This window comes from Bacillus rugosus, assembly GCF_023238245.1.
GTDB lineage: Bacteria > Bacillota > Bacilli > Bacillales > Bacillaceae > Bacillus > Bacillus rugosus.
Window position 1 is genome coordinate 2385006 of record NZ_CP096590.1, and the last position, 26923, is coordinate 2411928.

The 26923-nt window shown below is 46.0% G+C and carries 24 protein-coding genes and 1 pseudogene; 3 read left to right on the top strand and 22 right to left on the bottom strand.

Annotated elements, in window-relative coordinates; all coding sequences use genetic code 11:
* Window positions 1-3 precede the first annotated feature (3 nt).
* From buk to M0696_RS11950, 4 genes are all read right to left on the bottom strand, one after another.
* On the bottom strand, window positions 4-1095 hold the full coding sequence (gene buk / locus M0696_RS11935) for a butyrate kinase (RefSeq protein ID WP_248601987.1): 1092 nt from the start codon (window positions 1093-1095) through the stop codon (window positions 4-6).
* Between the two features lie 18 nt (window positions 1096-1113).
* Window positions 1114-2208, bottom strand: coding sequence for a branched-chain amino acid dehydrogenase (gene bcd / locus M0696_RS11940; RefSeq protein WP_166851058.1), 1095 nt, complete (start codon window positions 2206-2208; stop codon window positions 1114-1116).
* Between the two features lie 11 nt (window positions 2209-2219).
* Window positions 2220-3119, bottom strand: coding sequence for a phosphate butyryltransferase (gene yqiS, locus M0696_RS11945; protein ID WP_166851055.1), 900 nt, complete (start codon window positions 3117-3119; stop codon window positions 2220-2222).
* Between the two features lie 124 nt (window positions 3120-3243).
* Window positions 3244-5322: a sigma-54 interaction domain-containing protein gene (locus M0696_RS11950; RefSeq protein ID WP_248601988.1), complete on the bottom strand. Its 2079-nt coding sequence runs from the start codon at window positions 5320-5322 to the stop codon at window positions 3244-3246.
* A gap of 152 nt (window positions 5323-5474) precedes the next feature.
* Here M0696_RS11950 and M0696_RS11955 point away from each other — a divergent pair, with 152 nt between their 5' ends.
* Window positions 5475-5711, top strand: a complete 237-nt coding sequence (locus M0696_RS11955) for a DUF2627 domain-containing protein (protein ID WP_248601989.1) — start codon at window positions 5475-5477, stop codon at window positions 5709-5711.
* A 42-nt stretch (window positions 5712-5753) separates the two neighbouring features.
* Here the strand turns inward: M0696_RS11955 and prpB are convergent, their stop codons facing one another.
* From prpB to M0696_RS12000, 9 genes are all read right to left on the bottom strand, one after another.
* Window positions 5754-6659 (bottom strand): methylisocitrate lyase, encoded by a 906-nt coding sequence (gene prpB, locus M0696_RS11960; RefSeq protein WP_248601990.1) that lies wholly within the window; start codon window positions 6657-6659, stop codon window positions 5754-5756.
* Window positions 6660-6678: 19 nt separating this feature from the next.
* Window positions 6679-8097: a bifunctional 2-methylcitrate dehydratase/aconitate hydratase gene (locus M0696_RS11965; RefSeq protein ID WP_248602771.1), complete on the bottom strand. Its 1419-nt coding sequence runs from the start codon at window positions 8095-8097 to the stop codon at window positions 6679-6681.
* A gap of 21 nt (window positions 8098-8118) precedes the next feature.
* Window positions 8119-9237 (bottom strand): citrate synthase, encoded by a 1119-nt coding sequence (gene mmgD / locus M0696_RS11970; protein ID WP_248601991.1) that lies wholly within the window; start codon window positions 9235-9237, stop codon window positions 8119-8121.
* A gap of 32 nt (window positions 9238-9269) precedes the next feature.
* Window positions 9270-10409: an acyl-CoA dehydrogenase gene (locus tag M0696_RS11975; RefSeq protein WP_222143128.1), complete on the bottom strand. Its 1140-nt coding sequence runs from the start codon at window positions 10407-10409 to the stop codon at window positions 9270-9272.
* Window positions 10410-10436: 27 nt separating this feature from the next.
* The gene (locus M0696_RS11980; RefSeq protein ID WP_248601992.1) at window positions 10437-11300 is read right to left on the bottom strand and encodes a 3-hydroxybutyryl-CoA dehydrogenase; all 864 of its coding nucleotides are present in this window, start codon (window positions 11298-11300) and stop codon (window positions 10437-10439) included.
* A 25-nt stretch (window positions 11301-11325) separates the two neighbouring features.
* Window positions 11326-12507, bottom strand: coding sequence for an acetyl-CoA C-acetyltransferase (locus M0696_RS11985; RefSeq protein ID WP_222143130.1), 1182 nt, complete (start codon window positions 12505-12507; stop codon window positions 11326-11328).
* Window positions 12508-12634: 127 nt separating this feature from the next.
* Window positions 12635-13366, bottom strand: coding sequence for a glycerophosphodiester phosphodiesterase (locus tag M0696_RS11990; RefSeq protein ID WP_248601993.1), 732 nt, complete (start codon window positions 13364-13366; stop codon window positions 12635-12637).
* A gap of 78 nt (window positions 13367-13444) precedes the next feature.
* A complete protein-coding gene (locus M0696_RS11995) occupies window positions 13445-14065 on the bottom strand; it encodes an N-acetylmuramoyl-L-alanine amidase family protein (RefSeq protein ID WP_166851030.1) in 621 nt (206 codons plus the stop codon).
* A gap of 19 nt (window positions 14066-14084) precedes the next feature.
* On the bottom strand, window positions 14085-14381 hold the full coding sequence (locus tag M0696_RS12000) for a hypothetical protein (protein ID WP_166851027.1): 297 nt from the start codon (window positions 14379-14381) through the stop codon (window positions 14085-14087).
* A gap of 312 nt (window positions 14382-14693) precedes the next feature.
* Between M0696_RS12000 and M0696_RS21070 the strand changes: the two are divergent.
* Window positions 14694-14777, top strand: a pseudogene (locus M0696_RS21070) (hypothetical protein); the annotation flags it as partial.
* 135 nt (window positions 14778-14912) lie between these two features.
* On the top strand, window positions 14913-16031 hold the full coding sequence (locus tag M0696_RS12005; protein WP_248601994.1) for an NADH-dependent flavin oxidoreductase: 1119 nt from the start codon (window positions 14913-14915) through the stop codon (window positions 16029-16031).
* Window positions 16032-16566: 535 nt separating this feature from the next.
* Here M0696_RS12005 and spo0A read toward each other — a convergent pair.
* The 9 genes from spo0A to xseA all read right to left on the bottom strand — a co-directional run bounded on the left by spo0A (window position 16567) and on the right by xseA (window position 26814).
* Window positions 16567-17370, bottom strand: a complete 804-nt coding sequence (gene spo0A / locus M0696_RS12010) for a sporulation transcription factor Spo0A (RefSeq protein WP_003226427.1) — start codon at window positions 17368-17370, stop codon at window positions 16567-16569.
* 276 nt (window positions 17371-17646) lie between these two features.
* Window positions 17647-18927, bottom strand: coding sequence for a SpoIVB peptidase (spoIVB, locus tag M0696_RS12015; RefSeq protein WP_166850987.1), 1281 nt, complete (start codon window positions 18925-18927; stop codon window positions 17647-17649).
* Window positions 18928-19101: 174 nt separating this feature from the next.
* Entirely contained in the window at window positions 19102-20832 is a 1731-nt protein-coding gene (gene recN, locus M0696_RS12020) for a DNA repair protein RecN (RefSeq protein WP_222143135.1), read from the bottom strand.
* A gap of 35 nt (window positions 20833-20867) precedes the next feature.
* Window positions 20868-21317 carry an arginine repressor ArgR gene (gene argR, locus M0696_RS12025; RefSeq protein WP_124072962.1) on the bottom strand — a complete coding sequence of 150 codons (450 nt, stop codon included), beginning with the start codon at window positions 21315-21317 and terminating at the stop codon, window positions 20868-20870.
* Between the two features lie 96 nt (window positions 21318-21413).
* The gene (locus M0696_RS12030; RefSeq protein ID WP_248601995.1) at window positions 21414-22259 is read right to left on the bottom strand and encodes a TlyA family RNA methyltransferase; all 846 of its coding nucleotides are present in this window, start codon (window positions 22257-22259) and stop codon (window positions 21414-21416) included.
* Window positions 22256-24157 carry a 1-deoxy-D-xylulose-5-phosphate synthase gene (gene dxs / locus M0696_RS12035; protein WP_248601996.1) on the bottom strand — a complete coding sequence of 634 codons (1902 nt, stop codon included), beginning with the start codon at window positions 24155-24157 and terminating at the stop codon, window positions 22256-22258. Before dxs ends, M0696_RS12030 begins: the two co-directional genes overlap by 4 nt.
* Window positions 24158-24336: 179 nt before the next feature.
* Window positions 24337-25227 carry a polyprenyl synthetase family protein gene (locus M0696_RS12040; protein WP_222143137.1) on the bottom strand — a complete coding sequence of 297 codons (891 nt, stop codon included), beginning with the start codon at window positions 25225-25227 and terminating at the stop codon, window positions 24337-24339.
* A complete protein-coding gene (locus tag M0696_RS12045) occupies window positions 25217-25471 on the bottom strand; it encodes an exodeoxyribonuclease VII small subunit (protein WP_003226409.1) in 255 nt (84 codons plus the stop codon). The genes M0696_RS12040 and M0696_RS12045 overlap by 11 nt, the downstream gene beginning before the upstream one ends.
* Complete coding sequence (xseA, locus tag M0696_RS12050; RefSeq protein WP_166850971.1) at window positions 25468-26814, bottom strand: exodeoxyribonuclease VII large subunit; 1347 nt, start codon at window positions 26812-26814, stop codon at window positions 25468-25470. Before xseA ends, M0696_RS12045 begins: the two co-directional genes overlap by 4 nt.
* Window positions 26815-26923 lie beyond the last annotated feature (109 nt).

Sequence of the window (26923 nt, forward strand, 5' to 3'; positions counted from 1 at the left end):
TGTCTATTCAATACGATATTGTTTGGATTGCTCCTCGCCCAGTAATACCCTGAGCGCCCCTTGGGCCAGAGACTGCAGTTCATTTTCTCCCGGATAGACTAAAACGTCTGAAATCCAATCTATGTATGATCTGATACTGGAAACAAAGCTTTTGCCGTACGCAAGGCCTCCCGTCAGCACAATCGCTTCAACTTCGCCTTTTAATGCCGCGCTGGCTGCCCCGATTTCCTTTGCTATCTGATACGCCATGGCATCAAAAATGAAACGGGCTTTTTCATCGCCCTCCTGAATCATCTGTTCCACTTTTACTGCGTCATTCGTTCCTAGATAGCCTAAAAGCCCGCCGGTGCCCACCAGTTTTTTCATAATTTCTTCTTTTGTATACTGTCCTGAAAAACATAGATCGACAAGATCTCCCGCAGGCACTGTTCCTGCACGTTCAGGGCTGAATGGCCCCTCTCCGTGAAGGCCGTTATTGACGTCCACCACTCGCCCGTGGTCATGGACGCCAATTGTAATACCTCCGCCCATATGGGTAATAATCATTTTCATATTCTCATATCGTTTGCCAAGAGAGGCTGCCGCCTTACGGGCGACAGCTTTTTGATTTAACGCATGGAAAATGCTTTTCCGTTCAATCTCAGGCATGCCTGAGATTTTTGCAAGCACTGACATTTCGTCTACAACAACAGGATCGACGATGTACGAAGGAATATTTAAGCCGTCAGCGATTTCTCGCGCGATAATGCCGCCAAGATTAGAAGCATGCTGGCCTGCATAGCCGCTTTTCAAATCCTCAATCATATCATCGCTCACTTCGTAAGTTCCGCCTTCAATTGGCCGGAGAAGCCCGCCTCTGGCGCAGACTGCATCAAATTTTGAAATATTGATTCCCTGTTCATGAAGCGTTTCAAGTATATGGTTTTTGCGAAATTCATACTGATCAATAATATGGTTAAATCGCTGCAGCTCTTCTATGTTGTGTCTCAATGTTTTTTCAAAAATACTTCGTTCGTTATGAAAAACACCGATTTTCGTTGAAGTTGAGCCTGGATTAATTGTGAGAATGCGTTTTTCATCATGTAGCACTTTCATAACCTCCAGATCAATTTCTTAACGTCTGCTTAATACACTGTGGCCGTTTTGCAAAAACTGGCTTCTTGAGCGGTGCATGCGTTCAATCCGTTCCTCTGCCAAGCGGTCAGCCGCTAAATACGTCGGAATGCCGTCACGCTGAGAAATTTCGAGTACACGCTCAATATTTCCGTAAATGCCTTCAACTTTCTTCAATGCACGTTCCGCATTATAGCCGTAAAGCTCATCTGCTACGTTGATGACGCCGCCCGCGTTAATGACATAATCCGGCGCGTAAACGATGCCCATTTCGTGAATTTGATCGCCATGGCGTGTTTCTTTTAATTGGTTGTTCGCTGCACCAGCGATGACTTTCGCCTTCAGCTGTTTAATGGTGTCGTCGTTAATTGTCGCACCAAGGGCACACGGCGCATAAATATCACAGTCTTGTGAATAAATCTCTTCCGGATCAACCGCACGAGCGCCAAAGTCTTCAACTGCGCGTTGTACTGATTGTTTGTTGATATCCGTAACGATTAAGTTTGCCCCTTCTTCATGCAGGTGGCGGCATAGGTTGTATGCCACGTTTCCTACACCCTGCACAGCGATGGTTTTCCCTTCAAGAGAGTCGGTTCCGAAAGCAGCTTTAGCTGCTGCTTTCATTCCTCTGTACACCCCGTAAGCCGTAACTGGGGATGGATTTCCAGAAGATCCAAAAGCAGGAGAAATCCCTGTGACATAGTCTGTTTCATCATGAATGATGTCCATATCCTCAACCGTTGTGCCCACATCTTCAGCTGTAATGTATCTGCCGTTCAGCCCTTGAATATAGCGGCCAAACGCGCGGAACATTTCTTCATTTTTGTCTTTGCGCGGATCGCCGATTATCACTGTTTTTCCGCCGCCAAGGTTCAAGCCTGCCGCCGCGTTTTTATAGGTCATGCCTCTTGCCAGCCTGAGCGCGTCTTCAATTGCCGCTTCTTCATTTTCATACGTCCACATTCTCGTTCCGCCAAGCGCCGGGCCGAGCGTGGTATCGTGAATTGCGATAATTGCTTTTAAGCCAGATTGTTCATCTTGGCAGAATACCAATTGTTCGTAATCGTATTTCTCCATATATTTAAAAAGTTCCATGTTCGTTCCTCCTAATGTGTGTATTCTTCAGATGCGCATATCGCCAGCGCAATGGAATACAGTTTATTTTCAGCGGAATCCGCTCTGCTCGTTAAGGCAATCGGTGCTTTCGCTCCTGTAATCACAGCCGCCACGCTGGCCTTCGCAAAATAAATCAATGATTTATATAAAATATTGCCGGCCTCAATTGTTGGGACGAGAAGGATATCAGCGCTGCCCGCAACATTTCCCGAAATCTTTTTCTGGGCTGCGGCAATTTGTGATACTGCGTTATCCAAAGCAAGCGGTCCATCAACAATGCAGCCTTTGATCTGGCCTCTCTTGTACATTTGAGCAAGAGCAGCTGCATTCACTGTCGCTTCCATTTTCGGGTTCACCGTTTCGACAGCTGCCAGAGCAGCTGCTTTTGGCATATTGTTCCCTACTGCATGGGCCACATGAACGGCATTTTGCAAAATCTGCCGAAGCTCTTCCAGTGATGGGGCAATATTCATAGCCGAATCTGTCACAAACATCAATCTGTCAAAGTCCGGTATATCAAACACAGCCACGTGGGAAAGGACACTGGATGATCTAAGCCCCTCCTGTCTGTTCAGTACCGCTTTAAGCAAAACAGAAGTCGGCACATTCCCTTTCATTAAAACGTCCGCTGTTTTGTGATGCACAGCACGAACTGCTAATTTTGCCGATTCCTCAGGCGTATCGGCATGAACGATTTCCACTTGATGCCCTTGCATAGATGACGTCAAATCGTTCAGTTTTTTGCTGTCACCCACTAACAAAAAACGGGCGGATAGGTGCTCGGCTGCCAGCTTTACAGCCCGGATCACTTCCTCATCCTCAGCATGGGCAACCGCAATGGTTTTGTTTTTGTACATCGATGCTTTGCCGATCAAATCTTTCAGCTTCATCTGTTACCACCTTCCTTGTTTCGACTCCGCCTTTTATTATGCAAGTTCCATGCCAGCTTATTGCCACGCTGTCATAACGGATGTATTGAAAAATCCGTGCAGATGTTTGCGTTCATTCTGCAAATTATTGCATGCCTTCATTTGCAAGGCCATATTTATCCATTTTGTAATATAAATTCCGAATGCTGACACCGAGGGCTTTCGCTGTTTTTGTCCGGTTAAAATGATGCTTTTCGAGCGTTTGCTGGATCAAATGCGCTTCAAACTTTTCTACTGCGACAGACAGCTTTTCTCCTTCAATATCCGGGAAATCAAACCCTGCACCTTGTTCTGTGTCACTTTCTTTTTGCTCAAGTTCGAATACAGGCAAGTGATCTTTTTCAATCCATTCCATATGCGGATTCAGAAAAATCATGGCTCGTCCAAGGACATTTTCCAACTCACGGACATTCCCAGGCCAATGGTAAGCGGATAAGGCACGCAAGGCTTGCTGCGAGAGCCCCTTTACATTCCTGCCATAATCCCGGTTGATTTTTTGAATAAGCCTGACGCTTAATGCTTCAATGTCTTCCAGCCGCTGCCGCAAAGGCGGGATTGAGATTGGATAGCGGTTGATCCTGTAATATAGGTCTTCGCGGAATGTTCCATCCGCCATCGCCTTTTCAATATTTACATTTGTCGCCGCGATCACTCTGACATTAACAGGGATCGCTTTCGTGCCGCCCACTCTGACGATTTCCTTTTCTTGAAGGACGCGGAGCAATTTCGCCTGCATATTTTGTGTCAGCTCACCGATTTCATCTAAGAAAATGCTGCCATTATTGGCTTCTTCGAATAAGCCCTTTTTACCGCCGCGCTTCGCACCTGAAAACGCACCATCCTCATAGCCGAACAATTCTGATTCAAGCAGGTTTTCAGAAAGGGCTGCACAATTCACGCGAATAAATTTATTATATTTCCGGTCGCTTTCGTTATGGATGGCATGGGCGAACAGTTCTTTTCCTGTTCCTGACTCCCCGCGCAGCAAAATGGTTGCTGGCGTTTTCGCCCCGAGCTTCGCCTGCTCAAGCGCAACCAGCATTTGCTCGCTTTTGCCGATAATGTCGTCAAAAGTGTATTTCGCTTCAAGCGTCCGAATGATTTGCCTGGCGCGGTTCAGCTCCACTGTCAGCATTTTAATTTCGGACACGTCGTGAATCACACCGACACTGCCTTTCAAAATCCCGTCTACAATCACCGGCGCTACATTGACGATGACCTCTTTTTCATTCGGGCCGACCTTCATTCTGACACCGCGGACAGGCCGTCTTGTTTCTAGCACCTTTAAATGCATGCTTTCGCCTTCAGAAATATCAGTGTTTGCAGGCTTGCCGATGACTTCTTTTTCAGATAGCCCCGTCATTTTTGTATATGCTTTATTGATCAGGAGTCCGATGCCATTTTCATCGACGACAGAAATCGCCTCATCGGAGGATTGAATAATCGCCTCCAGCATCGTACGGACCTGCTTTAAGTTGGTCACTTCCTCTGCCAGCTCGACCGCATCGGTAATATCTTTAAACACACAGAGCGCTCCGAGCAGACGTCCGCCTTCATCGATTATCGGCAGCCTTGTCGTCACAATTTGCAAATGATCGCCTAAAAGCTGCTTCTGGTTGTATTCAGGCACTCTTGTTTTTAAAATCCGCGGCAACTTCGTGCTCGGAATGACTTCTTTTATCGGGCACCCAATGACTTCCTCTCTTTTTTTCCCGACCATTTTTTCGGCCATATGGTTAAAGAGAATGATTTCTTCATTGATATCAATAAAAATCATCCCGTCATGGGTGGAATTAAAAATTCGGTCGTGTTTGTATGTTTGCTCTTTCAGCATTTGAATCAGGTGCTGCTTTTCTTCCATCAGCTGAAAAACGATGTACGCCATTTTCCCTGGCATAACAATAGTCTCTTCATGCTTTTCCTGAAGGAGTCCGTCAAACACGGCTTGATCGCCGGTGGTATGAATGACGATATCCGGTTTTAGTTGTATGTAAGGTTTCCAATCAGATGAAACGGCAATCCCATACTGTTCTGCTTCTTTCAATCCCGGCGCCTCGGGGTCTTTGTCAACCACGGCAATGATCTCAATGATGGCTGTTTTGATCAGAATATGTAATAACGCCGTTCCCCTTTTCCCGGCACCTACAATCAGTACCTTTTGCATCCCGCTACCCCTTTGTATGAAAAAATTTGCACACCTATTTATTCCGTTGCAATAATTTGCACAACCTTATGTTACCACGTTTTCTTCTCTTGACAAAATATTTTTTCCGCTGGACAATAAAGGAAATGAAAAGATAAAGGAGTTTTCTGAGGATGAGCCGACTTCTTGCGCTTTTGATATTAGTCATCCCCGGCGCCATTTCCGCTTTAGGCATTAAACTGATGAGGGATACGCTTTTCGGCCATGCGATAAAGCCATTTGCAGCTCTTTGGCTCCAAGGTTTGTCAGGATTTATCTTTTTTGCGTTCGGCCTTTATGTGCTGGCCGGGTTCATTTTTTACAGAGACAGAAAACGCAATCAAGTCAGCCCGCGATTCAGAAAACGATAGCTGCAAAAAAGCCGGAGAATGCTCCGGCTTTTTTGATCGAAACTATTCGTCAGGCAAAACGGTCTTGGCAATCGTTTTATCTAACGCTTCATAGTCATAATAAGAAATCGTATCGTACAGTTCTTTTCTTGTCTGCATATGATGAAGTCCTTCTTTTTGTGAGCCGCGCTCCTTCATCAAACCAAACATCCGTTCATAAGCTTTTGCCGCCGCTCGAAGCGATGTGACAGGATAAATCACCATGCGAAACCCCATATCTTCAAATTCATCGGCGCGATAATACGGCGTTTTCCCAAACTCGGTCATATTCGCAAGGAGCGGAACGGAGATGTGCTCAGCAAACTGTCTGAATTCGTTCTCCGCCTGGAGCGCTTCCGGAAATATCGCGTCCGCTCCAGCCTCAATGTAAGCCGCTGACCGTTTCATTGCGGCCTTAAGTCCTTCCTGCGCCCTGGCATCAGTACGAGCAACAACGACAAGGGAAGGCGCCGCTTGTTTGATCGCTTTTATTTTTTGTGCCATTTCTTTTATTGGGACAAGCTGTTTGCCATTTAAATGTCCGCATTTTTTCGGGAGCTGCTGATCTTCTATTTGAACGGCGGCTACCCTGGCTTCAAGCATCTCACGGGCGGTTCGGGCGGCATTTAACACACCGCCAAATCCCGTATCTATATCAACCAGCAAAGGCAGGTCAACTGCACGCACAAGATCTTTGGCCCGATCAGCCATTTCTGTCGACGTGATGATCCCTAAATCAGGAAGCCCCCTGCTGGCTGTATAAGCCGCACCAGACAAATAAATAGCAGAAAAACCGGCCTCCTTTGCAAGCAAGGCTGCCATTCCGTCATGGGCGCCGGGAATTTGCAGAATGTCCGGCGCTGACATCAGCTTGCGGAAATGCCCGGCAAGCTCCTCTTGTGACGATTGCTTATTGACGATCCACGACATGACGCAAGTCCTCCTTCTTTTACATGCAGAACATATCTACGAATTCATTTACGCGCATCGTTTGTAATGTCTCATAGCTGGTACAGCGCTCATAAATATGTTTGTACTGTTTGTCAGCATAATGAGTTTTGAGATTGGCAGAAAACTTTTCCAGCAGTTTCGGCACTGCCTCGTCTCTCCGAAAACGATGGCCGAGCGGAAATTCACATTCCACCATTTCCGTGCTCGTTCCGTCTTTAAAATGAACTTGAACGGCATTTGAAATGGAACGCTTGTCGGGTTTCAGGTAATCCTCGGTATATGTTTTGTTTTCAGTCACTTCCATTTTATCACGTAGTCTATCTATTCTCGGATCACTCGCTGTCTCAGCCTCATAATGCTGCGCGGTGATATCACCAAAAAGCAAACCGATTGCTGTGATGTACTGGAGGCAGTGATCACGGTCTGCCGGATTATGAAGCGGGCCTTTTTTATCAATGATTCGGATAGCGGATTCGTGCGTATTGATGACTACACGGTCAATCTCATCAATCCGGCCCTTTACCTGAGGGTGAAGTATGACGGCGCACTCTGCCGCTGTCTGGGCGTGAAATTCCGCAGGATAAGACACTTTAAATAACACATTTTCCATAACATAAGAGTTGAGCGGGCGGGCGAGTTTGATCTCTTGTTCATTGAATAAAACATCTTGGAACCCCCATCCCGGTGCACTTAAAGCTGTCGGGTAACCCATTTCCCCTTTTAACGACATCAGCGCCAAATGAACACCTCTGCTCGTTGCATCTCCTGCCGCCCACGATTTGCGCGAGCCGGTATTCGGTGAATGACGGTATGTCCTCAAGGCTGCATTGTCAATCCATGCATTCGAAAGCGCATTTTTGATTTCTTCTCTTCCGCCGCCCAACAGCTTTGCTGCTACAGCGGTTGTCGCCACTTTGACAAACAGCACATGATCAAGGCCAACTCGGTTTAAGCTGTTTTCTAACGCAAGTACGCCTTGAATTTCGTGTGCCTTGATCATCATTTCAAGTACGTCGCGTACCGTTAAAGGCTCTTTTCCTTCAGACAGCCTTACTCTCGATACAAAATCAGCGGCGGCAAGGATTCCTCCCAGATTATCAGACGGATGTCCCCACTCCGCAGCAAGCCACGTGTCGTTGTAATCGAGCCAGCGGATCATGCAGCCGATATTAAACGCTGCTCTCACCGGATCGAGAACATATGATGTTCCCGGCACTTTGCTTCCATTTGGGACAATCGTCCCAGGAACAATCGGGCCGAGCAGCTTTGTGCATTCAGGATACCGGAGCGACAAAATCCCGCAGCCCAGCGTATCCAGTAACACATGCCCCGCTGTTGTATACGCCTCGGAACTTGTAATCTCTTTCTCAAGCACATAGTCTGCAATTTTTTCAATGACATGATCCGTTTTCAGCATTCTACCAGTTCCTTTCATGATTTATGATTCACCCTGATGGCGCGGGCCCATATAGCTGACACGGGGACGGAAGAGACGGTTATTGGAATGCTGTTCGATCACATGGGCGCATAAACCGGACGTTCTCGCACTGAAAAAGACAGGCGTATACAAAGGAATTGGTATGCCGAGCATCCAATACACCGGGGCAGCATAGTAATCCAAATTCGGGTATAGCCCTTTTTCTTTCTCCATCAGCCGCTCACCCGCTTCACACATCTCGTATAAACGATGGTCACCGGCTTTATCGCATAATTGCTGCAGTGCCTCTTTCATCATGAGTGCTCTTGGGTCCATTTTTTTCATATACACCCGGTGGCCGAACCCCATAATTTTTTCTTTTCTTTTCAGTTTTGTTTGCAAAAGCTGCTCAAAATCGGCCGTTGTTTTCGCCTCCAAAAGCATATACATCACAGCTTCATTTGCCCCGCCGTGAAGATTCCCTTTCAGGGAGGCGACAGCTCCTGTCAAAGCGCCATAAAGATCCGAATGTGTAGAAGCGATGACCCTTGCCGCAAAAGTTGAATTCGGCATCTCATGCTCACTGTACAGGACAAGGGACCGGTCAAAAATCCGTTCTTCCAGTGAGGACGGCAATTTCCCTGTCATCATGTATAGAAAATTTGCACTGTAGGATAGGGTTTGAAGCGGAAGAATCGGCTCTTTCTTATTGATGATCCTGTAGCTGGCAGCAGTGAGGGCAGGCATTTTCCTGAGAAGCTGATAGGCGCGTTCTTTGTTTGCAGAAGGAGACCGATCATCTATTTGCCGATCATAGCCGGCAAGTGCCGACAGGCCGGTACGCAGGCTATCCATCGGATGAGTGTGCTCAGGGAGCAGCTCAAGCAGACGGAGAAGATCAGCAGGCAGGCTTGATACGCTGTTTATGTTTCTTTCAAGCTCTTCCATTTCACTTTCTTCCGGCAGCCTGCCCTCCAGCAATAGATGGACAAGCTCCAGAAAGCTTTTTGTTTTAGAAAGATCTATTAAATCATAGCCTCGTATCAAAATTTGGCTGTACTGCGTGTCAAGATAAGAAATATGAGTTTCTGCCGCAATCACACCATCCAAACCCGGAGAATAACGCTGTTTCTCCTCCATATCCTCAACCTCCGTTTTACGTTTTTTGTTTATCAGGTTCCGCCAAGCAGATGCTTGGAAATAATCAGTCTTTGAATTTCGTTCGTCCCTTCATAGATTTGCGTCACCTTTGCATCGCGAAGCAGCCGCTCGACCGGATAATCCTTCATATAGCCATATCCCCCGTAAATTTGCACGGCGTCTAACGCCGCCTTCACCGCGGAATCGGAAGCAAACTGTTTTGCCATAGACGCTTCTTTTCCGCAGGCCAAACCGCGGTTATGAAGGTCTGCGGCGTGGTAGACAAGATGCCTTGCCGCCTCAGCCCTTGTCGCCATGTCAGCCAGCTTAAATGATATGCCTTGATTGGCTGCGATAGGCCTCCCAAATTGCACCCGCTGTTTCGCGTAACCAATTGCATGCTCGAGAGCCGCCTCTGTAATGCCGAGCGCTTGAGCCGCAATGCCGATGCGGCCGACATTTAAATTCGCCATGGCAATGTGAAAGCCGTCACCCTCTTTACCAAGCAAATTTTCTTCCGGCACTTCTGCATTATCAAAAATCAGTTCCGTCGTATTGGAGCCATAGAGCCCCAGCTTTCTTTCTTTTTTTCCAACGGTAAAACCAGGTGTGTTTTTTTCAACGATAAAAGCCGAAATCCCGTGCCTGCCTTGATCTTGAGCTGTTAAAGCAAAGGTGATATAGATATCGGCGGCTCCGCCGTTCGTAATGAATATTTTCGATCCGTTTAATAGGTATTTGCCATTCTTTTTGATGGCAGTTGTGCGGAGGCTTCCAGCATCTGACCCTGAGTGTGGCTCTGTCAGTGCAAATGCGCCCAAATGGTCTCCTGAAGCGAGCTTCGGTATATATTTCATCTTCTGTTCTTCGTTGCCGAAGTACAGGATCGGATTTGTGCCGACCGAGGTATGAACGGAAAGAATGACACCGACCGCCGCGCTGATTCTAGAAATCTCATGAATCGCCAAAATATAAGAAACAACATCCGCCCCTGCGCCGCCGTATTGTTCCGGCACCGGTATTCCCATCAAGCCGTGTTCTCCCATTTTTTTGATTAGCTGAAACGGAAATTCGTCCGTTTTCTCCATGATTTCTGCAGCGGGAGCAATTTCTTTTCGGGCAAAATCACGCACCATTTTTCGCATCATGACTTGCTCTTGGGTTAAATGCAACTCGGCCACCCCCGGATGGAATTGACTTCAGGAAGTCCTCTCCTCATATTGATAAAAGCCGCGTCCGCTCTTTTTGCCAAGCCAGCCCGCTTTGACATATTTGCGGAGCAGCGGGCAAGGACGGTATTTGGAATCGCCAAGACCGGAATAAAGGACTTCCATAATTGATAAGCACGTATCCAGCCCGATAAAATCCGCTAATGTCAGCGGGCCCATCGGATGGTTCATGCCCAATTTCATCACCTCGTCTATTGCATCCGGCTTCGCCACCCCCTCATATACGCAATAAATGGCTTCATTAATCATCGGAAGAAGAACGCGATTGGAAACAAACCCCGGAAAATCATTGACTTCCACCGGTGTTTTCCCCATCTTTTCCGCTATTTCCATAACAACTAAGGCCGTTTCTTCTGATGTAGCCAAGCCGCGAATCACTTCAACAAGCTTCATCACAGGGACAGGATTCATAAAATGCATGCCAATGACTCGTTCAGGCCGGTTTGTCACAGCAGCGATTTCTGTAATAGGCAAGGAAGATGTATTGCTGGCCAAAATCGTATGAGGCGGGCAAATATGATCAAGTGTGTTAAACATCTCGGTTTTCGCCGTCATGTTTTCTGCAATAGCCTCAATCACAATGTCCGCATGCTTTGCCTCCTCTAGCGTTTGAGAGAGCGAAATGCGGCTGATCACATCCTTCACTTCCGCTTCGGTCTTTCTTCCTTTCTCAGCATCACGGGTGAGCTGTTTCTTCAACCGCTTCAATCCTGCCTCAGCAGCCTCCGGGTTCACATCGTACATCCGCACATAAAAACCTGCTTCGGCAGCTGTTAGAGCGATTCCGCTTCCCATCTGTCCTGCACCGGCCACCATGATATGTTTAATCTCCATTTAAATCCCCTTTTTCGTCATTGTTTTAATGAACCTGCACTAAGACGGCATCTCCCTGAGCCGCACCGCTGCAAATGGCGGCAACTCCCAGTCCCCCTCCCCGGCGCTTTAGTTCATAAACAAGCGTCATGAGAATTCTCGCCCCGCTTGCGCCAATCGGGTGGCCGAGCGCGATCGCACCGCCGTTTACATTTACTTTTTCAAGATCGTAACCGACGATTTTTTTACATGTTAAAACAACAGAAGCAAACGCTTCATTTACTTCAAACAAGTCAATATCTTGGACGGTTAAACCGTTCTTTTTCAGGAGCTTGTTGATTGCAAACCCGGGTGCAGCCGCTAGTTCGTGTGCTTGCATTCCCATAGTTGAAAAACCAAGAATTGTAGCCAAAGGCCGCTTGCCAAGCTCAGCAGCTTTATCCTCAGACATCAGCACGAACGCGCCGGCTCCGTCATTAACCCCGGGAGCATTGCCGGCTGTAATAGAACCGTTACTTGTATAAATCGGTGAAAGTTTTGCAAGCTGATCCAGACTTGTTTCACGCCGAATCGCTTCATCTTTGTCAAAAATATTTGTTTTTCCTTTTCGGTTGGTCCAGCTAACAGGAACGATTTCTTCCTGAAACTTTCCTTCATCGGATGCCTTAGCTGCCCGCGCATGACTTCTTAACGCCCATTCATCCTGCTCCCTGCGTGAGATTTCATATTCCTTGGCGGCTGCATTTCCGTGAACAGCCATATGCACCTTGTCAAACGCGCACGTTAATCCGTCATAGACCATTAAGTCCCTAAGCTCACCGTCTCCCATCCGCGCTCCCCAGCGCCCGGCGGGAACGGCATACGGAATATTGCTCATGCTTTCCATTCCTCCGGCAACAAGAATATCCGCATCATACGCTCGAATCATTTGATCACACAAGGTGACAGCGCGCAGTCCGGATGCGCAGACTTTGTTCAGCGTTTCTGACGGCACACTCCAAGGCATTCCAGCCAGACGAGCAGCTTGGCGGGAAGGTATCTGCCCTGAGCCAGCTTGGACAACCATGCCCATGACATTACCTTCCGTCTCATCTCCAGAGACTCCAGCGCGATGTAACGCCTCCTTCATCGCTATGCCCCCAAGCTCGGCAGCTTTCACCTCTTTCAACGCTCCGCCGAATTTGCCAAATGGAGTTCTTGCGGCACTTACAATGACTGTTTTCCTCATGGTTTCACCTCATTCAGAAGATAGACAGCGCTTACAATTTCTAGTTGTCTTCTATGAATGTATGCTTTGAAACGGGCAGGAATGAATGAAAAAAGAAGGCTGCGCCAACAGCCTCCTTCTAAAACAACTATTTATTTTTTAACAATGCCAAAGCCTTTGCAGGAAAATCGGTGAAAATGCCATCTGCCCCCGCTTCAAAGAGGCGCTTCATATCTTCCGGCCGATTGACTGTATACGGCCTTACCTCGATCGAACTGTTCCTCATTTTCTTCAGTACTTCATCCGAGGCCCCCGGGCTGTTCAGCTTCGGGTGATAGCCGGAAGCCGGAATTGATGTGATATACCGATCAGCCTGATAAAGCACATCTGAAGTCAATGCCGCTCGTTCGATATGGGGCGCAAGCCGGGCGCATAGCGCCAAGCTTTCATGGTTAAATGTGGACAGGATGATTCTCTCCTCTATATTGAATCGCTTCACTGCTTCCAGCACTTTTTCTTCCAATCCCTCATAACGGATCACGCTGTTTTTCAATTCAATGTTGATGAGAAAATTCTTTTTTTCTGCCCATGAAAGCACGCCTTCAAGCAGCGGCACTTTGATATCACTGTAGGTTTGATTGTGATTTGCTGCCGCATTCGCAGTTTTTATTATATCATACGCTGTATCCTTCACGAATCCTTTGAGCGATGTCGTCCCGTCGAGTCTTTCATCATGGATCACAACAATGCGTCCATCTTTTGTCAGCTGTACATCAAGCTCAATTCCGTCCGCCCCGGCTTCAATTCCTTTTTCAAATGCAAGCATTGTATTTTCGGGAAATTGCCCTGACGCCCCCCGATGGGCAAAAATCTTTGTCATTGTTTCACCTCAAGCCCTAAAGTTTTCTCCATTATACTGATTTTGGCGGTTCCACTCTAGGATTAAGGCTGTATTAATCTACTGATCGTAATAAGAATCAATGCCGGTGACAATCGCATCCGCGGCTTTTTGCTGGTATTCTTCGCTTCCAAGCTTGTCCGCGTCAGAGCTGTTAGTAATAAACCCAAGCTCCGCCAGCACACTCGGCATTTGTGAATATGTAATGACGTAAAAGTCTGATTCTTTCACGCCCCTGTCTCTCGTCTGTAAGGATGAGACGAGCTGTGACTGAATATCGGATGCCAGACGCCGGCTGTTCTCCCCTTCATAATCAGATTGAAAATACGTTTCTGTTCCTGAAGCTGAAGCAACCCCGGAATTCACATGAATGCTGACAAAAAGATCGGCGTGATTGGCACTTGCCTTTGCCACTCTGTCCTCTAAGGTCAGAAAATGATCGTCAGACCTGGATGCAACAGGATTGGCTCCTTCCGCTTTCAGCTTGTCCGTCACATGTTCGGATACTGCTACATTAATATCCTTTTCAAAGAGCCCATTCCCGACTGCTCCGCTGTCTTCACCGCCGTGTCCAGCATCAATGTATACTGTTTTCCCTTCTATCGGCTCTGCGGCCTGTGCACAAGGCGCGAGCGTCAAAGCCAATCCGCATAGGGCTAAGCTCCTCCATAACATTCTCAACTTTCTCCCTCCGGTCTTTTTATGACGAGTTCTTCTGCAGCTGAATATCTTGCAGCTGTAAAGTTCCATTATCCTTTTTTATATATTTCACCAGGACATTTGTGTGATCTGGCAGTGATTCACATTCATCACGTTTATCCCTCGGAACTTGTATCATGGTTTCTTCTCCATTCAGAGAAACCGCGATTGTATGAGGATCAGCCGAGCCAATGTATTTTCCCTCTTCGGTAAACCTTGGGGCGGAGTCATCTGCACTTGCAATACTGCAACCCGAGAGAAACAGCACAGTAAACAGCAAAAGAGCCGTTTGTTTCACATGATCACCTCTTCCTGATGTTTGGCTTTTATCTTTGACCAGAATGGCAGTTTTGTAAAGATGTTGTGAAAGCAGGCGATGAAGTTCCAAGTTTTTCAAAAGGGCTATCCGACCTGATCTTTTCCTGTTGTTAGAAAGAAAACAATCTCATTTGTCTATGAGGATCGCTCTAATTGAGGCACATATTAGAAAAAATTAACGGAAAGAAGCAACTTTTTATTCATTTTGAAAAATTTGCAGAATGAGGTGAGCAAATCGTTTGACGGGTGGATCAGCCAGGCGCAACCTTTTAAAGGATATTTACTTTACAGAAAGAAGTATACAGCCAAGAAAAAGTTCGTTATGTTGCTTACTGCAGCGATCATCACTTGCATCATCGGCCACCAAATTAGCGGCTGAAAAGCCTCCGAAAAAGAGCGCAGAAAACATCACTCTGCACTCAAGATATTCAGCCGGTAAAGCAGATCAATTGCATTAATTTTTACATATAGGCTAGAATATGTGCGAATCCAAACGAAAGAAGATGATCAAATGAACCCTAAGTATAAACCGCTGTTTGAACCATTTACATTTAAAAGCGGCGTTACAATCGACAACCGGATCACAGTAGCGCCAATGACTCATTACGCTTCTAATGAAGACGGTACGATATCTGAAGCAGAGCTTGACTACATCATCCCCCGCTCAAAAGAGATGGGAATGGTGATTACAGCCTGCGCAAACGTCACGCCAGACGGAAAAGCATTTCCCGGCCAGCCGGCCATCCATGATGATTCCAACATTCCAGGTTTAAAAAAATTAGCACAAGCCATTCAGGCGCAAGGTGCTAAAGCTGTTGTGCAAATTCATCATGGCGGCATTGAATGCCCGTCTGAGCTTGTTCCGCAACAAGATGTTGTAGCGCCAAGTGACGTATTTGATAACGGCAAGCAAATTGCCCGTGCCTTAACAGAAGAAGAAACGGAAAACATTGTGAGGGCTTTTGGAGATGCGACAAGACGCGCCATTGAAGCAGGCTTTGACGGTGTTGAAATTCACGGTGCTAACGGCTACTTGATTCAGCAGTTTTATTCTCCGAAAACCAATCAGCGCACAGACCGCTGGGGAGGAAGCGACGAAAAACGGTTAGCCTTCCCGCTTGCTATTGTCGATGAAGTGAAAAAAGCAGCTGCAGAACATGCGAAGGGTGCGTTCTTAGTCGGCTACCGCCTGTCTCCGGAAGAACCTGAGACACCAGGATTGACAATGGCTGAAACCTTTACGCTTGTTGATGCTTTAGGGGATAAAGAATTGGATTACCTTCATATCTCACTGATGGACGTGAACTCAAACGCGCGCCGCGGTGCAGATCCGACTCGCACACGCATGGACTTATTGAATGAACGTGTCGGAAACAAAGTGCCGCTGATCGCCGTCGGTTCCATTCATTCCGCAGATGACGCGCTGGCTGTGATCGAAAACGGCATTCCGCTAGTCGCAATGGGACGCGAAATTTTAGTTGATCCTGACTGGACAGTGAAAGTAAAAGAAGGCCGGGAAAAACAAATCGAAACCGTAATTAAAGGCACAGATAAAGAAAAATATCACTTGCCTGAACCGCTATGGCAAGCAATTGTGAACACGCCTGGCTGGGTGCCTTATAAAGACTAATGTGTTGAGACTGCCGAAACACTTCGGCAGTCTTTTTTCAATTTTAAATAAATAATTTATGTAAACATCTAAACAGCAAGAGAAGGAGCTCGCCAGCTGCTTCGGGAAGCAAATCTAGGAGAAGCCCGTCACGCTTTCTGGCTTTTTTCTTTTTCATTCGTACGTCTCCTTTGTTCATGAATGCTTCCTTACTTACGATTTTACAGGGAAAAGGTTTCAAGTTGATCTTGATTGTTTGTTTTTTATGCACCCAGTAGCGAAAACACATAAAACCATGACTGCAAATGAGGTAAAGTCAATCAGGGGTGCGCCTAGTATGTGTGTGTCAGTAATGATGTACGAATGGACGCAAAGCGCCCGGCTAAATAATGCCCTCGGCACTCCGTACTTTTCAAACATCCTCCTTGCGAAAAATAGATCCTTCATATTCATCACCCTTCAAATAAACGTCCCCAAAACAAAACGCCTCCTATTTATCAGCGCAAACTAATAAATAAAAGACGTTTGATTTAATCATCGGTTAATATATTCATGCTTAAGAAGCCTTATGCTCTAATCTCAGCTTATCCGCAACCATTGCAATGAATTCTGAATTTGTCGGTTTAGCTTTTGTCATGCTGACAGTATAGCCGAACAACGAGGAAATGGAATCAATGTTACCTCTGCTCCATGCCACTTCGATCGCATGGCGGATCGCTCTTTCTACACGGCTTGCGGTTGTGTTGAATTTTTTGGCGATGTCCGGATAGAGGACTTTTGTAATGCTGCCGAGTAATTCAATGTCATTGTATACCATTGAGATTGCTTCGCGCAGATAAAGATAACCTTTAATATGGGCCGGGACGCCGATTTCATGGATAATGCTTGTGATGCTCGCGTCGAGATTTTTCTTCTTTGGTTCAGGCTGGCTGCTGCGTATAATGCTGCTTTGCGATGAAGGCGCACGATGCGTCACGCTGCTGGCATTTCCGCTGACCTGGCGGATATGGCCGACAAGGTTTTCCATATCAAACGGTTTGAGAATAAAGTAGGACGCGCCTAAATCGACGGCCTTTTTCGTGACATCTTCTTGTCCAAAGGCTGTCAGCATAATGACATTCGGCTGTTTTTTCAGATCTGATTCCCTCAGCCGCTCTAAAACCGCAAGTCCGTCTAAATGCGGCATAATAATATCCAAAACGAGGACATCGGGATCTTTTTCTTTAAACAACGACAGGCATTCCTGTCCGTTATAAGCAACACCGATCACTTCCATGTCTTCCTGTCCTTCTATATATTCACTCAACAGGCTTACCAGCTCTCGATTATCGTCAGCAACACAAACTTTAATTTTCTCCACGTTTCTTCCTCCCCAAATGTAGTTAACAGGATTCACCCTTGCTACATGTTTACATTCGACAAAACCGCTATATACCCTCTAAAAAAAATCATAATAACCAATATTAGTGGCATATCTTTGTTATTCTATGTTTTTCTCCGTTTTTCGACTAAAAATGAAATTTGACAAACAAGGAAACGTGAATTTGTCGAAAAATCTTCTTTTGTATATTTTACCGTATGTATTCTGAGAAGTGAAGGGGGATCAAAACAAAAAAACTGCCGGAAATTCCGGCAGTCAGCTTGCTTTTTCTTTTCCGTAAATATCGATTCCTGCTTCTGACAGCATCCATTCAATATGAACGCCGTAGCCGCTTGTCGGGTCATTTACAAACACATGGGTGACAGCGCCGATCACTTTTCCATTTTGAATGATCGGGCTCCCGCTCATCCCCTGTACGATGCCGCCTGTTTCTTTCAACAGCCTCGGATCGGTTATTTTTAAGACCATTCCTTTTGTCGCCGGGAATTTTTGCGGCGTCGTGCTGACAATTTCAATATCAAATTTTTCTACCTTGTCATCATCAATGACCGTTAAAATTTCAGCAGGCCCTTTTTTGACTTCAGTAGAAAACGCAACCGGCAGTGCTTGATCTGAAATGTTGTTTTGAATCGGCTGATGCAGTGTGCCGAAAATGCCAAATGGGCTGTTTCTGTTAATGTCCCCGATCGTTTTGCGTTCTGAGGAAAATCGCGCCAGTTTTTCTCCCGGATTTCCGCCTGTCCCTTTTTCAATGGATGTTACAGTTGATTTAACAATTTCTCCATTCTCCACTACGATTGGTTTCTTTGTGTCCATATCAGAAATCACGTGGCCAAGTGCCCCGTATTTTTTTGTTTTCGGTTCATAAAAGGTCATGGTGCCGATGCCAGCAGCAGAATCCCTGATGTATAAACCAATTCTGTACTTGCCCTCTGCTTCATCCTTTTCCGGGATGAGCTTTGTTTTGATTTTTTGTTTGTCACGTTTAATGAGCAAATCTAGAGATTCTCCGGTTTTACCGGCTTTCTGAATAAATGGGGCTACATCATTCATTTTTTCAATTTTCTGTCCATTCATCTCAATAATGATGTCGCCTGCTTCAATGCCGGCCGTTTCTCCCGGAGATTTCTTGCCTTCACTTGTGTTGATTTGATGAAATCCGACGACAAGAACACCGACGGAATGAAGTTTTACCCCAATTGATTGTCCGCCAGGTATGACCTTTAAATCAGGAAGAACTTGCACTTTTGTTTTTTTGATTGGAAATCCGGCAAGATCGTATACTAACTCTGACTCACCTGATTTTTTGCCTGTCACCTTGATTTCATGCGGGTCTTTCTTTACTGTAAACGCTTCTGATGTTTCTTGTGCATGAGCGTTTACCGATAGGCCCGTTTCAATCGCTTGTGTTTGGGTTTCAAATACTCTCATTTGCGTTGGAATCAGTAAATACTCTTTTAGCGGTTTGCATAAACCTACACTTAATAATGAAACAAGGAGAATTAAACCTACTGCTTTTCTGATGTTATCGGGCATTCACTACTTCACTCTCCTCGCTCCTATCCCACACCTTCTTTATGACTTGCTGCTACATCATTTAATTTTGCCTTCTGACGGCTTATTTATAACTGTCATATAAAGAAAAACATTGGATATACTGATGAACGAATGGATGTGAGCAAAAAAAATAAGCCGCGCTTCTCGCGCAGCTTACCCAGTTGTTTTGACTTGATCCGCTTGTTTTAAAAGTTCTTTCGCATGGCGTTTCGTTAAGTCTGTTACTTCGACTCCGGCAATCATGCGCCCGATTTCCGCCACCTTTTCCTGCTTAGACAGCGGCTTGACACGAGTGGTCGTTCTGCCGTCTTTTAATTCCTTCGCAATATAAAGATGCGTATCTGCCATGGCAGCCACCTGAGGCAAGTGTGTAATACATAGCACTTGTGATCCTATCGACACTTTATGGATCTTTTCAGCGATTGCCTGTGCGACTCTGCCGCTTACACCGGTATCGACCTCATCGAAAATAATGGACGTTACATCCTGTTGTGAAGAAAAAATGCTTTTTAAGGCAAGCATCACCCGTGACAGCTCTCCCCCGGAAGCGACTTTCGAAAGGGATTTCAGCGGTTCGCCTGTATTGGTTGAAATTAAAAACTTCACCAGATCAATCCCTTGTTCAGACAACTGAACAGGCTGGCCATTTACAATCGGCGCCTCCTCATCGCGGGACGCTGTTCTAACCTTAAATTCTGTATCAAAAGTTGATTTTTCCATATACAAGCTTTTTAATTCGCGATGAATCTCATCGGCCAGCTTTTTCGCCCATGCTTTCCGGATTTGCGAAACATTTGCCGCTTCTACTGCGACATCTTTGCCGACTGAGTCAAGCTCCTTTTTCACGCTTTGAAGATGGCTGTCCCTGTTTTCAATTTGGTCAATCTCTTCTTCAATTTTAGAAGCGTATTCCAAAATATCCTCAACAGTTGCACCGTATTTTCGTTTCAGCTGTTTGATTTCATTAAGTCGCGTCTCAATATAGTTCAGGCGTTCCGGATCATATTCAAGCTCATCCAGCATATTTCTCATCTGAAATGTAGCGTCCTCCAGAAGATAGTAGGAGTTCGATACACCTTCAGACAGTTTTTTCAGCGATTCGTTAATATCAGATACATCGTCAAGCTGCGCTGATGCCATTCCGACCCAGTCCAGTCCGCCCTGCTCACTGCGAAGCGCGTTATATGCATTTTGTAGCGATTCATATATCTTTTCAAAGTTTGAAATTTGCTGGCGCTCTTCTTGAAGCTGTTCATCTTCATTAAGCTCGAGCTTTGCCGATTCTATTTCTTCGAGCTGAAATTGAATGAGGTCAAGGCGGTGGGCCATTTCCTGTTCACTTTCAGAAAGCTGCTTTAGCTTTTTAAGCAGCTTCATATACCGATGATACCCTTCCTGATACGCTTGAAGTGCGCTTTCTACTTCGGCTCCGGCGAACTTGTCCAAAAGCTGGAGATGATTTTCGTCCTCCATTAACAGCTGGTTATCGTGCTGCCCGTGAATATCTAATAAAAGTCTGCCGATCTCTCTTAGTGAAGCAATCGTGACAAGCTTTCCATTAACACGGCAAACGCTTTTTCCGCTCGTGCTGATATCCCTTCTCATAACGATCATTTCGTCTGAAACGTCGATTCCCTGCTCAGTGCATACGTCAAAAACGGGATGGCCGCTGTCCAGCAGAAACAGCCCTTCAAGCTCGGCTTTTGTCTCTCCATATCTGACAAATTCAGATGATCCGCGGCCTCCGACTAAAAGAGAAATGGCGTCAATGATGATGGATTTGCCGGCTCCGGTTTCTCCTGTTAAAACCGTGAGCCCGCGTTCAAAAGAAACCGTCAGTTCCTCAATAATGGCAAAGTTTTTAATCGATAGTTCAGCTAACAAACAGCATTACACCTCTTATCTATGTTAGATTTCTGTTACAGCAGCTCAAGCAGCCTGTTTTTTACGCCGTCTGTATCTTCAGGAGTCCGGCAAATAATTAAAATTGTGTCATCTCCGCAAATGGTCCCCATCATTTCATCCCAGTCCAGATTGTCCATCAGCGCCCCGATTGCCTGGGCGTTGCCCGGCATCGTTTTCAGCACAATCATATGGCTTGCTGAATCTATTTTCACAAATGCATCCATCAATGCCCGCTTCAGCTTGGATAGCGGATTGAAACGCTGGTCTGCCGGAAGACTGTATTTGTAAGAGCCGTTATTCGTAGGCACTTTTACAAGGTGAAGTTCTTTGATATCTCGTGAAACCGTGGCTTGTGTTACTTTGTATCCATCCTGCTTCAGCATGTCGACCAATTCATCTTGCGTTTCGATTTCATTGCTTGTAATGATCTCTCTGATTTTAATATGCCTCTGGCCTTTGTTCATGTAAGCACCTCTATTTCCAGCTTATCTGTTCTATTATGTTATATGATTCTCTGCAAATTGTACATGAATGCAGAAAAAAGGAATAATAGCGCCCTATTATTCCGGTACATCTGCTTTTTTTTCTTTTAACGTCGCATGTGCCTCTTCTACAACGCGGATGATCTCTTCTTCCGGCAGCTCCTGTCCTTCCTGTCCCTCTCCCGGCCAATGCAAATGAAGGAGAAATTCAATATTTCCGTCTCCTCCCGTGATTGGAGAAAATGACAGGCCTTTGCAAATATAGCCTTCTGCAGCAGAAAAACTGATCATTCGCTTGAGAACATTAGCATGCACTTTAGGATCTCTGACAATCCCTTTTTTGCCGACGGATTCACGTCCCGCTTCAAACTGCGGCTTTACAAGAGCCATGCAGTCACTGCACGGTACAAGCAATGTTTTGAGGACAGGCAGGATGAGCCGCAGTGAAATAAAGGACACATCAATTGTGGCAAACTCCGGCATGCCCTTTGTAAAGTCTGCCGGTGTCGCGTAACGGAAGTTAGTCCGTTCCATCACGACGACACGTTCATCCTGTCTGAGCTTCCATGCGAGCTGGTTGTAGCCTACATCCACCGCGTATGACTGTTTAGCTCCGTTTTGCAGAGCGCAGTCCGTAAAACCGCCGGTGGATGAGCCGATATCAATCATGATTTTATCTTTAACAGAGACAGGAAACTCCTCCAGTGCTTTTTCAAGCTTTAAGCCGCCTCTGCTCACATATTTCAGCGGGTTTCCTTTGACGGTTAACGGTAGGTCGCGGTCAATTTTTTCCCCAGGCTTGTCCAAACGGTTTTCGTTTGAATAGACGATGCCCGCCATAACGGCTCTCTTGGCTTTTTCCCGCGTTTCCGCCAGCCCTCTTTCTACTAGTAATACATCTAATCGTTCTTTCTTTGACGTCATGATCCAATTCCTTTGTGTGTCTTCGGCGGCATCAATAATCTAATACGGTTTGCCGCTTGCTGTTTTGTTAGTCCAATCTCTTCTAGAAGCGCCGTTACGCTTCCGTGTTCGATAAATCGATCCGGTATACCCATTCTGTCAATTGGTGTATGATATTCACCTTGATCATGTGCGAATTCTAAAATCGAGCTTCCAAAACCGCCTTCTAAGACCGCTTCTTCAATCGTTAAAATTGGCAAGCCTTCTTTTAGGATACCCTTCATCATTTTTTCATCAATCGGCTTAATAAAACGCGCATTCACAACGCGCACGGAAAGGCCTTCTTTTTGCAGCTCTTCAGCTGCTTCAAGTGCCATTTCGATTGTTGTTCCAAATGTTAAGATGACAGCATCGTTCCCCGGACGCAGCACTTCCCACGTGCCGATCGGAATCGTTTTCAGCTGTTCATCCATTTTTACGCCAAGTCCGTTTCCCCGCGGAAAACGCATCGCAATCGGGCCTTCGTCATAGCTGAGTGCTGTATGAACCATATGCTGTCCTTCATTTTCATCTTTCGGCATCATTAAGACCATGTTTGGAATGTGGCGCATAAACGCTATATCAAACACACCTTGATGTGTCTCTCCGTCAGCACCTACGAGTCCTGCACGGTCAATTCCAATAAACACATTGGCGTTTTGACGGCAGATGTCATGAACCACTTGATCATATGCCCTTTGCAGGAAGGTTGAATAAATCGCCAAAAACGGCTTCATCCCCTGCATTGCCATAGCTGCAGCCATCGTTGCGGCATGCTGTTCTGCGATTCCTACGTCGAACATGCGGTCAGGGAATTCCTTTGCAAAGCCTTCTAGCTTTGAGCCGACAGGCATAGCCGGCGTAATGGCTACAATGCGTCCGTCCTCACGTGCCATTCTCTGCACAGTGCCGCTGACTAGGCCGCTCCATGAAGGAGCTGCTGCTTTCGGTTTTACAAAGTCACCGGTATTGATTTTATAAGGTCCGGTACCGTGCCATGTTCCGATCGTATCGGTCTCAGCCGGTTTGTACCCCTTCCCTTTTTTCGTAATGACATGCAAGAGAACAGGGCCTTTTGTTTTTTTGGCGTATTGAAGATTCTCAATCAGCTCATGATAAGAATGTCCGTCCACCGGGCCTAAATACGTAAAACCAAGCTCCTCAAAAAACATTCCGGAGACGAGCATATATTTCAGGCTGTCTTTGACTCGTTCCGCCGTAGCGGCAAGTTTGCCCCCCACTGCCGGAATCTTTTTAAACAAATACTCGAGCTCGTCTTTAACCCACTGGTATTTCCCGGCAGTGCGCAGCCGTCCGAGCATAGAATGAATGGCACCGACATTCGGTGCAATACTCATTTCATTATCATTTAGGATGACAATCATGTCTTTTTTCTCGTCGCCGATGTGGTTCAAGGCTTCAAGCGCCATTCCGCCGGTCAGCGCGCCGTCACCAATAATCGGTATAATAAATTCATCCGTTCCTTTAATATCACGCGCAGCTGCCATTCCCATCGCGCCTGACAGAGAAGTTGAGCTGTGCCCGGTTTCCCAAACATCATGCTCGCTTTCACTCCGCTTTGGAAATCCGCAAAGCCCTTTGTACTGGCGAAGCGTCGCAAAATCTTTTCCGCGTCCTGTCAGGAGCTTGTGGACATACGACTGATGGCCTACATCCCATAAAAATTTGTCTTTCGGGCTGTTAAATTCCTTATGCAGCGCAACAGTAAGCTCTACAACACCTAAGTTTGGGCCAATGTGGCCGCCGGAAGCGGATAAAGTTGTAATTAAAAATTGACGGATTTCATCACTTAATTTCTCTAATTCATCAATGGACATGTTTTTTAAAAACGACGGGTCCTGTATTGATAAAAGATCCAAAGCGGATCAACTCACTTTCAGCATGAATTTCTGCAATGATACATGTCTTCCGCATGCCGAGCTTGACAATAGCCAATCTCAGACATAAAAAAAGACAAACGCGCTTTTCCTTTTCGTTTTTCATATAAACTGCTTACATTTTACCATATCTCGTGCAGCCGCTTCAAATTAGGATCGGTTTAGTGATCTCTTGCCGCAATTAAATCACAAAGCTCATATAAAAGATCTTTTTGAAGAGAGAGTCCGCCGATCAAACGCTTCGCCTCTTTTATATGAACATCCAATTTATGTTTGGCTCCTTCCAGTGAAAGAAGTGACGGGTAGGTCGATTTGTCGTTTGTTGTATCCGAGCCGACACGTTTGCCGATTTTCTCTTCACTGCCTTCTAAATCTAAAATATCGTCTCTGATTTGAAAACCGATTCCAATGTGGCTACTGAAGGTACGCAGCGTTTCGATGTCTTCTTCAGGCGCATCCGCCAAAATAGCACCAGCAATTACGCAAAAACCGAGGAGCTTGGCGGTTTTCCGTTCATGAATGGATTCAAGTTCTTCAAGCGTGATTTGGCGGTTTTCCGCTTCCATATCAGCTACTTGCCCCCCGACCATGCCTTCAGTGCCTGCCGCTGAAATCAGTTCATTCACAAGCCGAAGGCGCTTTTCTGCTGACACCTCGTCTGATACATGGGAGGTGATTAGCTTAAAGCTCTCCGTCAGCAGGCCGTCACCAGCTAATACTGCTGTGGCTTCACCGAACACTTTATGGTTTGTCGGCTTCCCGCGGCGCAAATCGTCATCATCCATACAAGGAAGGTCATCATGAATTAACGAATACGTGTGAATCATTTCGACAGCACACCCGATCGGAATGCCGTCCTTTTCACTTTTCCCGTATGCGTTTAAAACGGCCAGTACAATGAGGGGACGCAGCCTCTTTCCGCCAGCCTCAAGGGAATACAGCATAGATTTTTTTAATGAGTCCGGCATATCCAGCTTTTCTGTATAGACAGAAAGCTGATTTTCAATCGTTTTTTTCCGCTCCGCCAAAAAGCTCGTTAATTTATTTGTCACCTTCGTCTTCCTCCTGAACACTGAAAGGTGCCAGTTCGCCATCTTCTTTTAAAATGAAGTCCATTTGTTTTTCGACTTTTTGCAGCTTTTCATGACACATCTTTGAAAGAGCCATGCCTTCTTGGAAATAGTTAATTGCTTGCTCTAAAGGCACATCGCCCTCTTCAAGCTTTGACACAATGCTCTCAAGCCCTTTCATCGCTTCTTCAAATGTCATGTTTTCATTTTTTTTCACGTCTGTCATTTTTCTTCCCCTCTCTTTTCTAATACTTCACAGGTCAGCACGCCATCCTTCAGTTTGACCTCAACCTGGTCCTTCTCTTCTATTTGACTGACACTTTTAATGAGTTCCTCTTCTTTATAAGCCAAGCTGTATCCTCTTTCCATCACTTGAAGAGGACTTAACGCATTCAGCTTGCCAAGAACAGTTTGAAATTGGGAATGCAAATGCTTCATTTGGATATTCATATTTTTTCTCAGCTGATTTGTTTGTTCCTCGTATCGTGTTCTCGCTTGCTTCAGCTGTTCATGAGGATGCAGCGCCTCTAATCTGTACGTTTCACGCTCCAGCTGTCTGTTTTTTCGGTCTAAAAGAGCGGTAAGCTGTGCTTGAAACTGCTGATAGGCAAGGTCAAACTGCTGCTCTTTTTGCGCATACAAACGCTTGGGAAAACGAAAGGCATACGAGGACTGCAGCGTTTGAATCCGTTCTTTTTTCTGGCCGAGATGCTGCTGCATCGCTCTTGTCATTCTGACTTCCGCTGTTTTTGTCCGTTCGATTAAATCAGTGGTATGTGGCACGGCAATTTCAGCTGCTCCTGTCGGCGTTGCGGCTCTGATATCAGCGACAAAATCACTGATCGTAAAGTCCGTCTCGTGCCCGACTGCCGATATAATCGGAATGTTAGAAGCAAAGATCGCGCGTGCTACAATTTCTTCATTAAATGCCCACAGTTCCTCTATCGAACCGCCGCCTCTTCCGACAATTAATACGTCGCAAACCTTTTTTTCGTTTGCCTCTTCAATGCGCGTAACAATGGATCTGCTCGCATTTTCGCCTTGTACGAGCGCTGGAAGAACAATGACTTTTACAAGGGGATATCTTCTTTTGAGAGTTGTAATGACGTCTCTGACAGCGGCACCGGTTGGAGATGTCACAACCCCGATTGTGGCTGGAAATGCGGGGATTTGTTTTTTAAAACGTTCGTCAAATAAACCTTCTCCGGCAAGCTTCTTTTTTAATTCTTCGTACGCTAAATAAAGCGCTCCGACCCCGTCAGGCTGCATTTCTTTGGCATATAATTGGTAGTTTCCGCTCGGTTCATATACGGAAATTCCGCCTCTGACCAGCACCTTCATGCCGTTTTCAGGTTTAAAAGGCAGACGCTCGCTCTGTCTCGCGAACATCACCGACTGCATTCTGGCGTTTTCGTCTTTCAGTGTGAAATAAATGTGGCCTCTTGTGTGTATTTTTACATTCGATAATTCGCCTTTAATCCAAATATTTTCAAGGTGAGGATCTACATCGAATTTTCGTTTTATATACTTCGTCAGCGCTGAGACGGTAACAAACGCTGTTTCGCCCATGTCTCAAACTCCTCTCATAAGCATTCCTGCACCATAACTAAAGAAAACCCGCCCTGGCTTTAGGAGCCTGAAGAAGCGGGTATCGTGCTCATATTCACAGCGGGCAAAA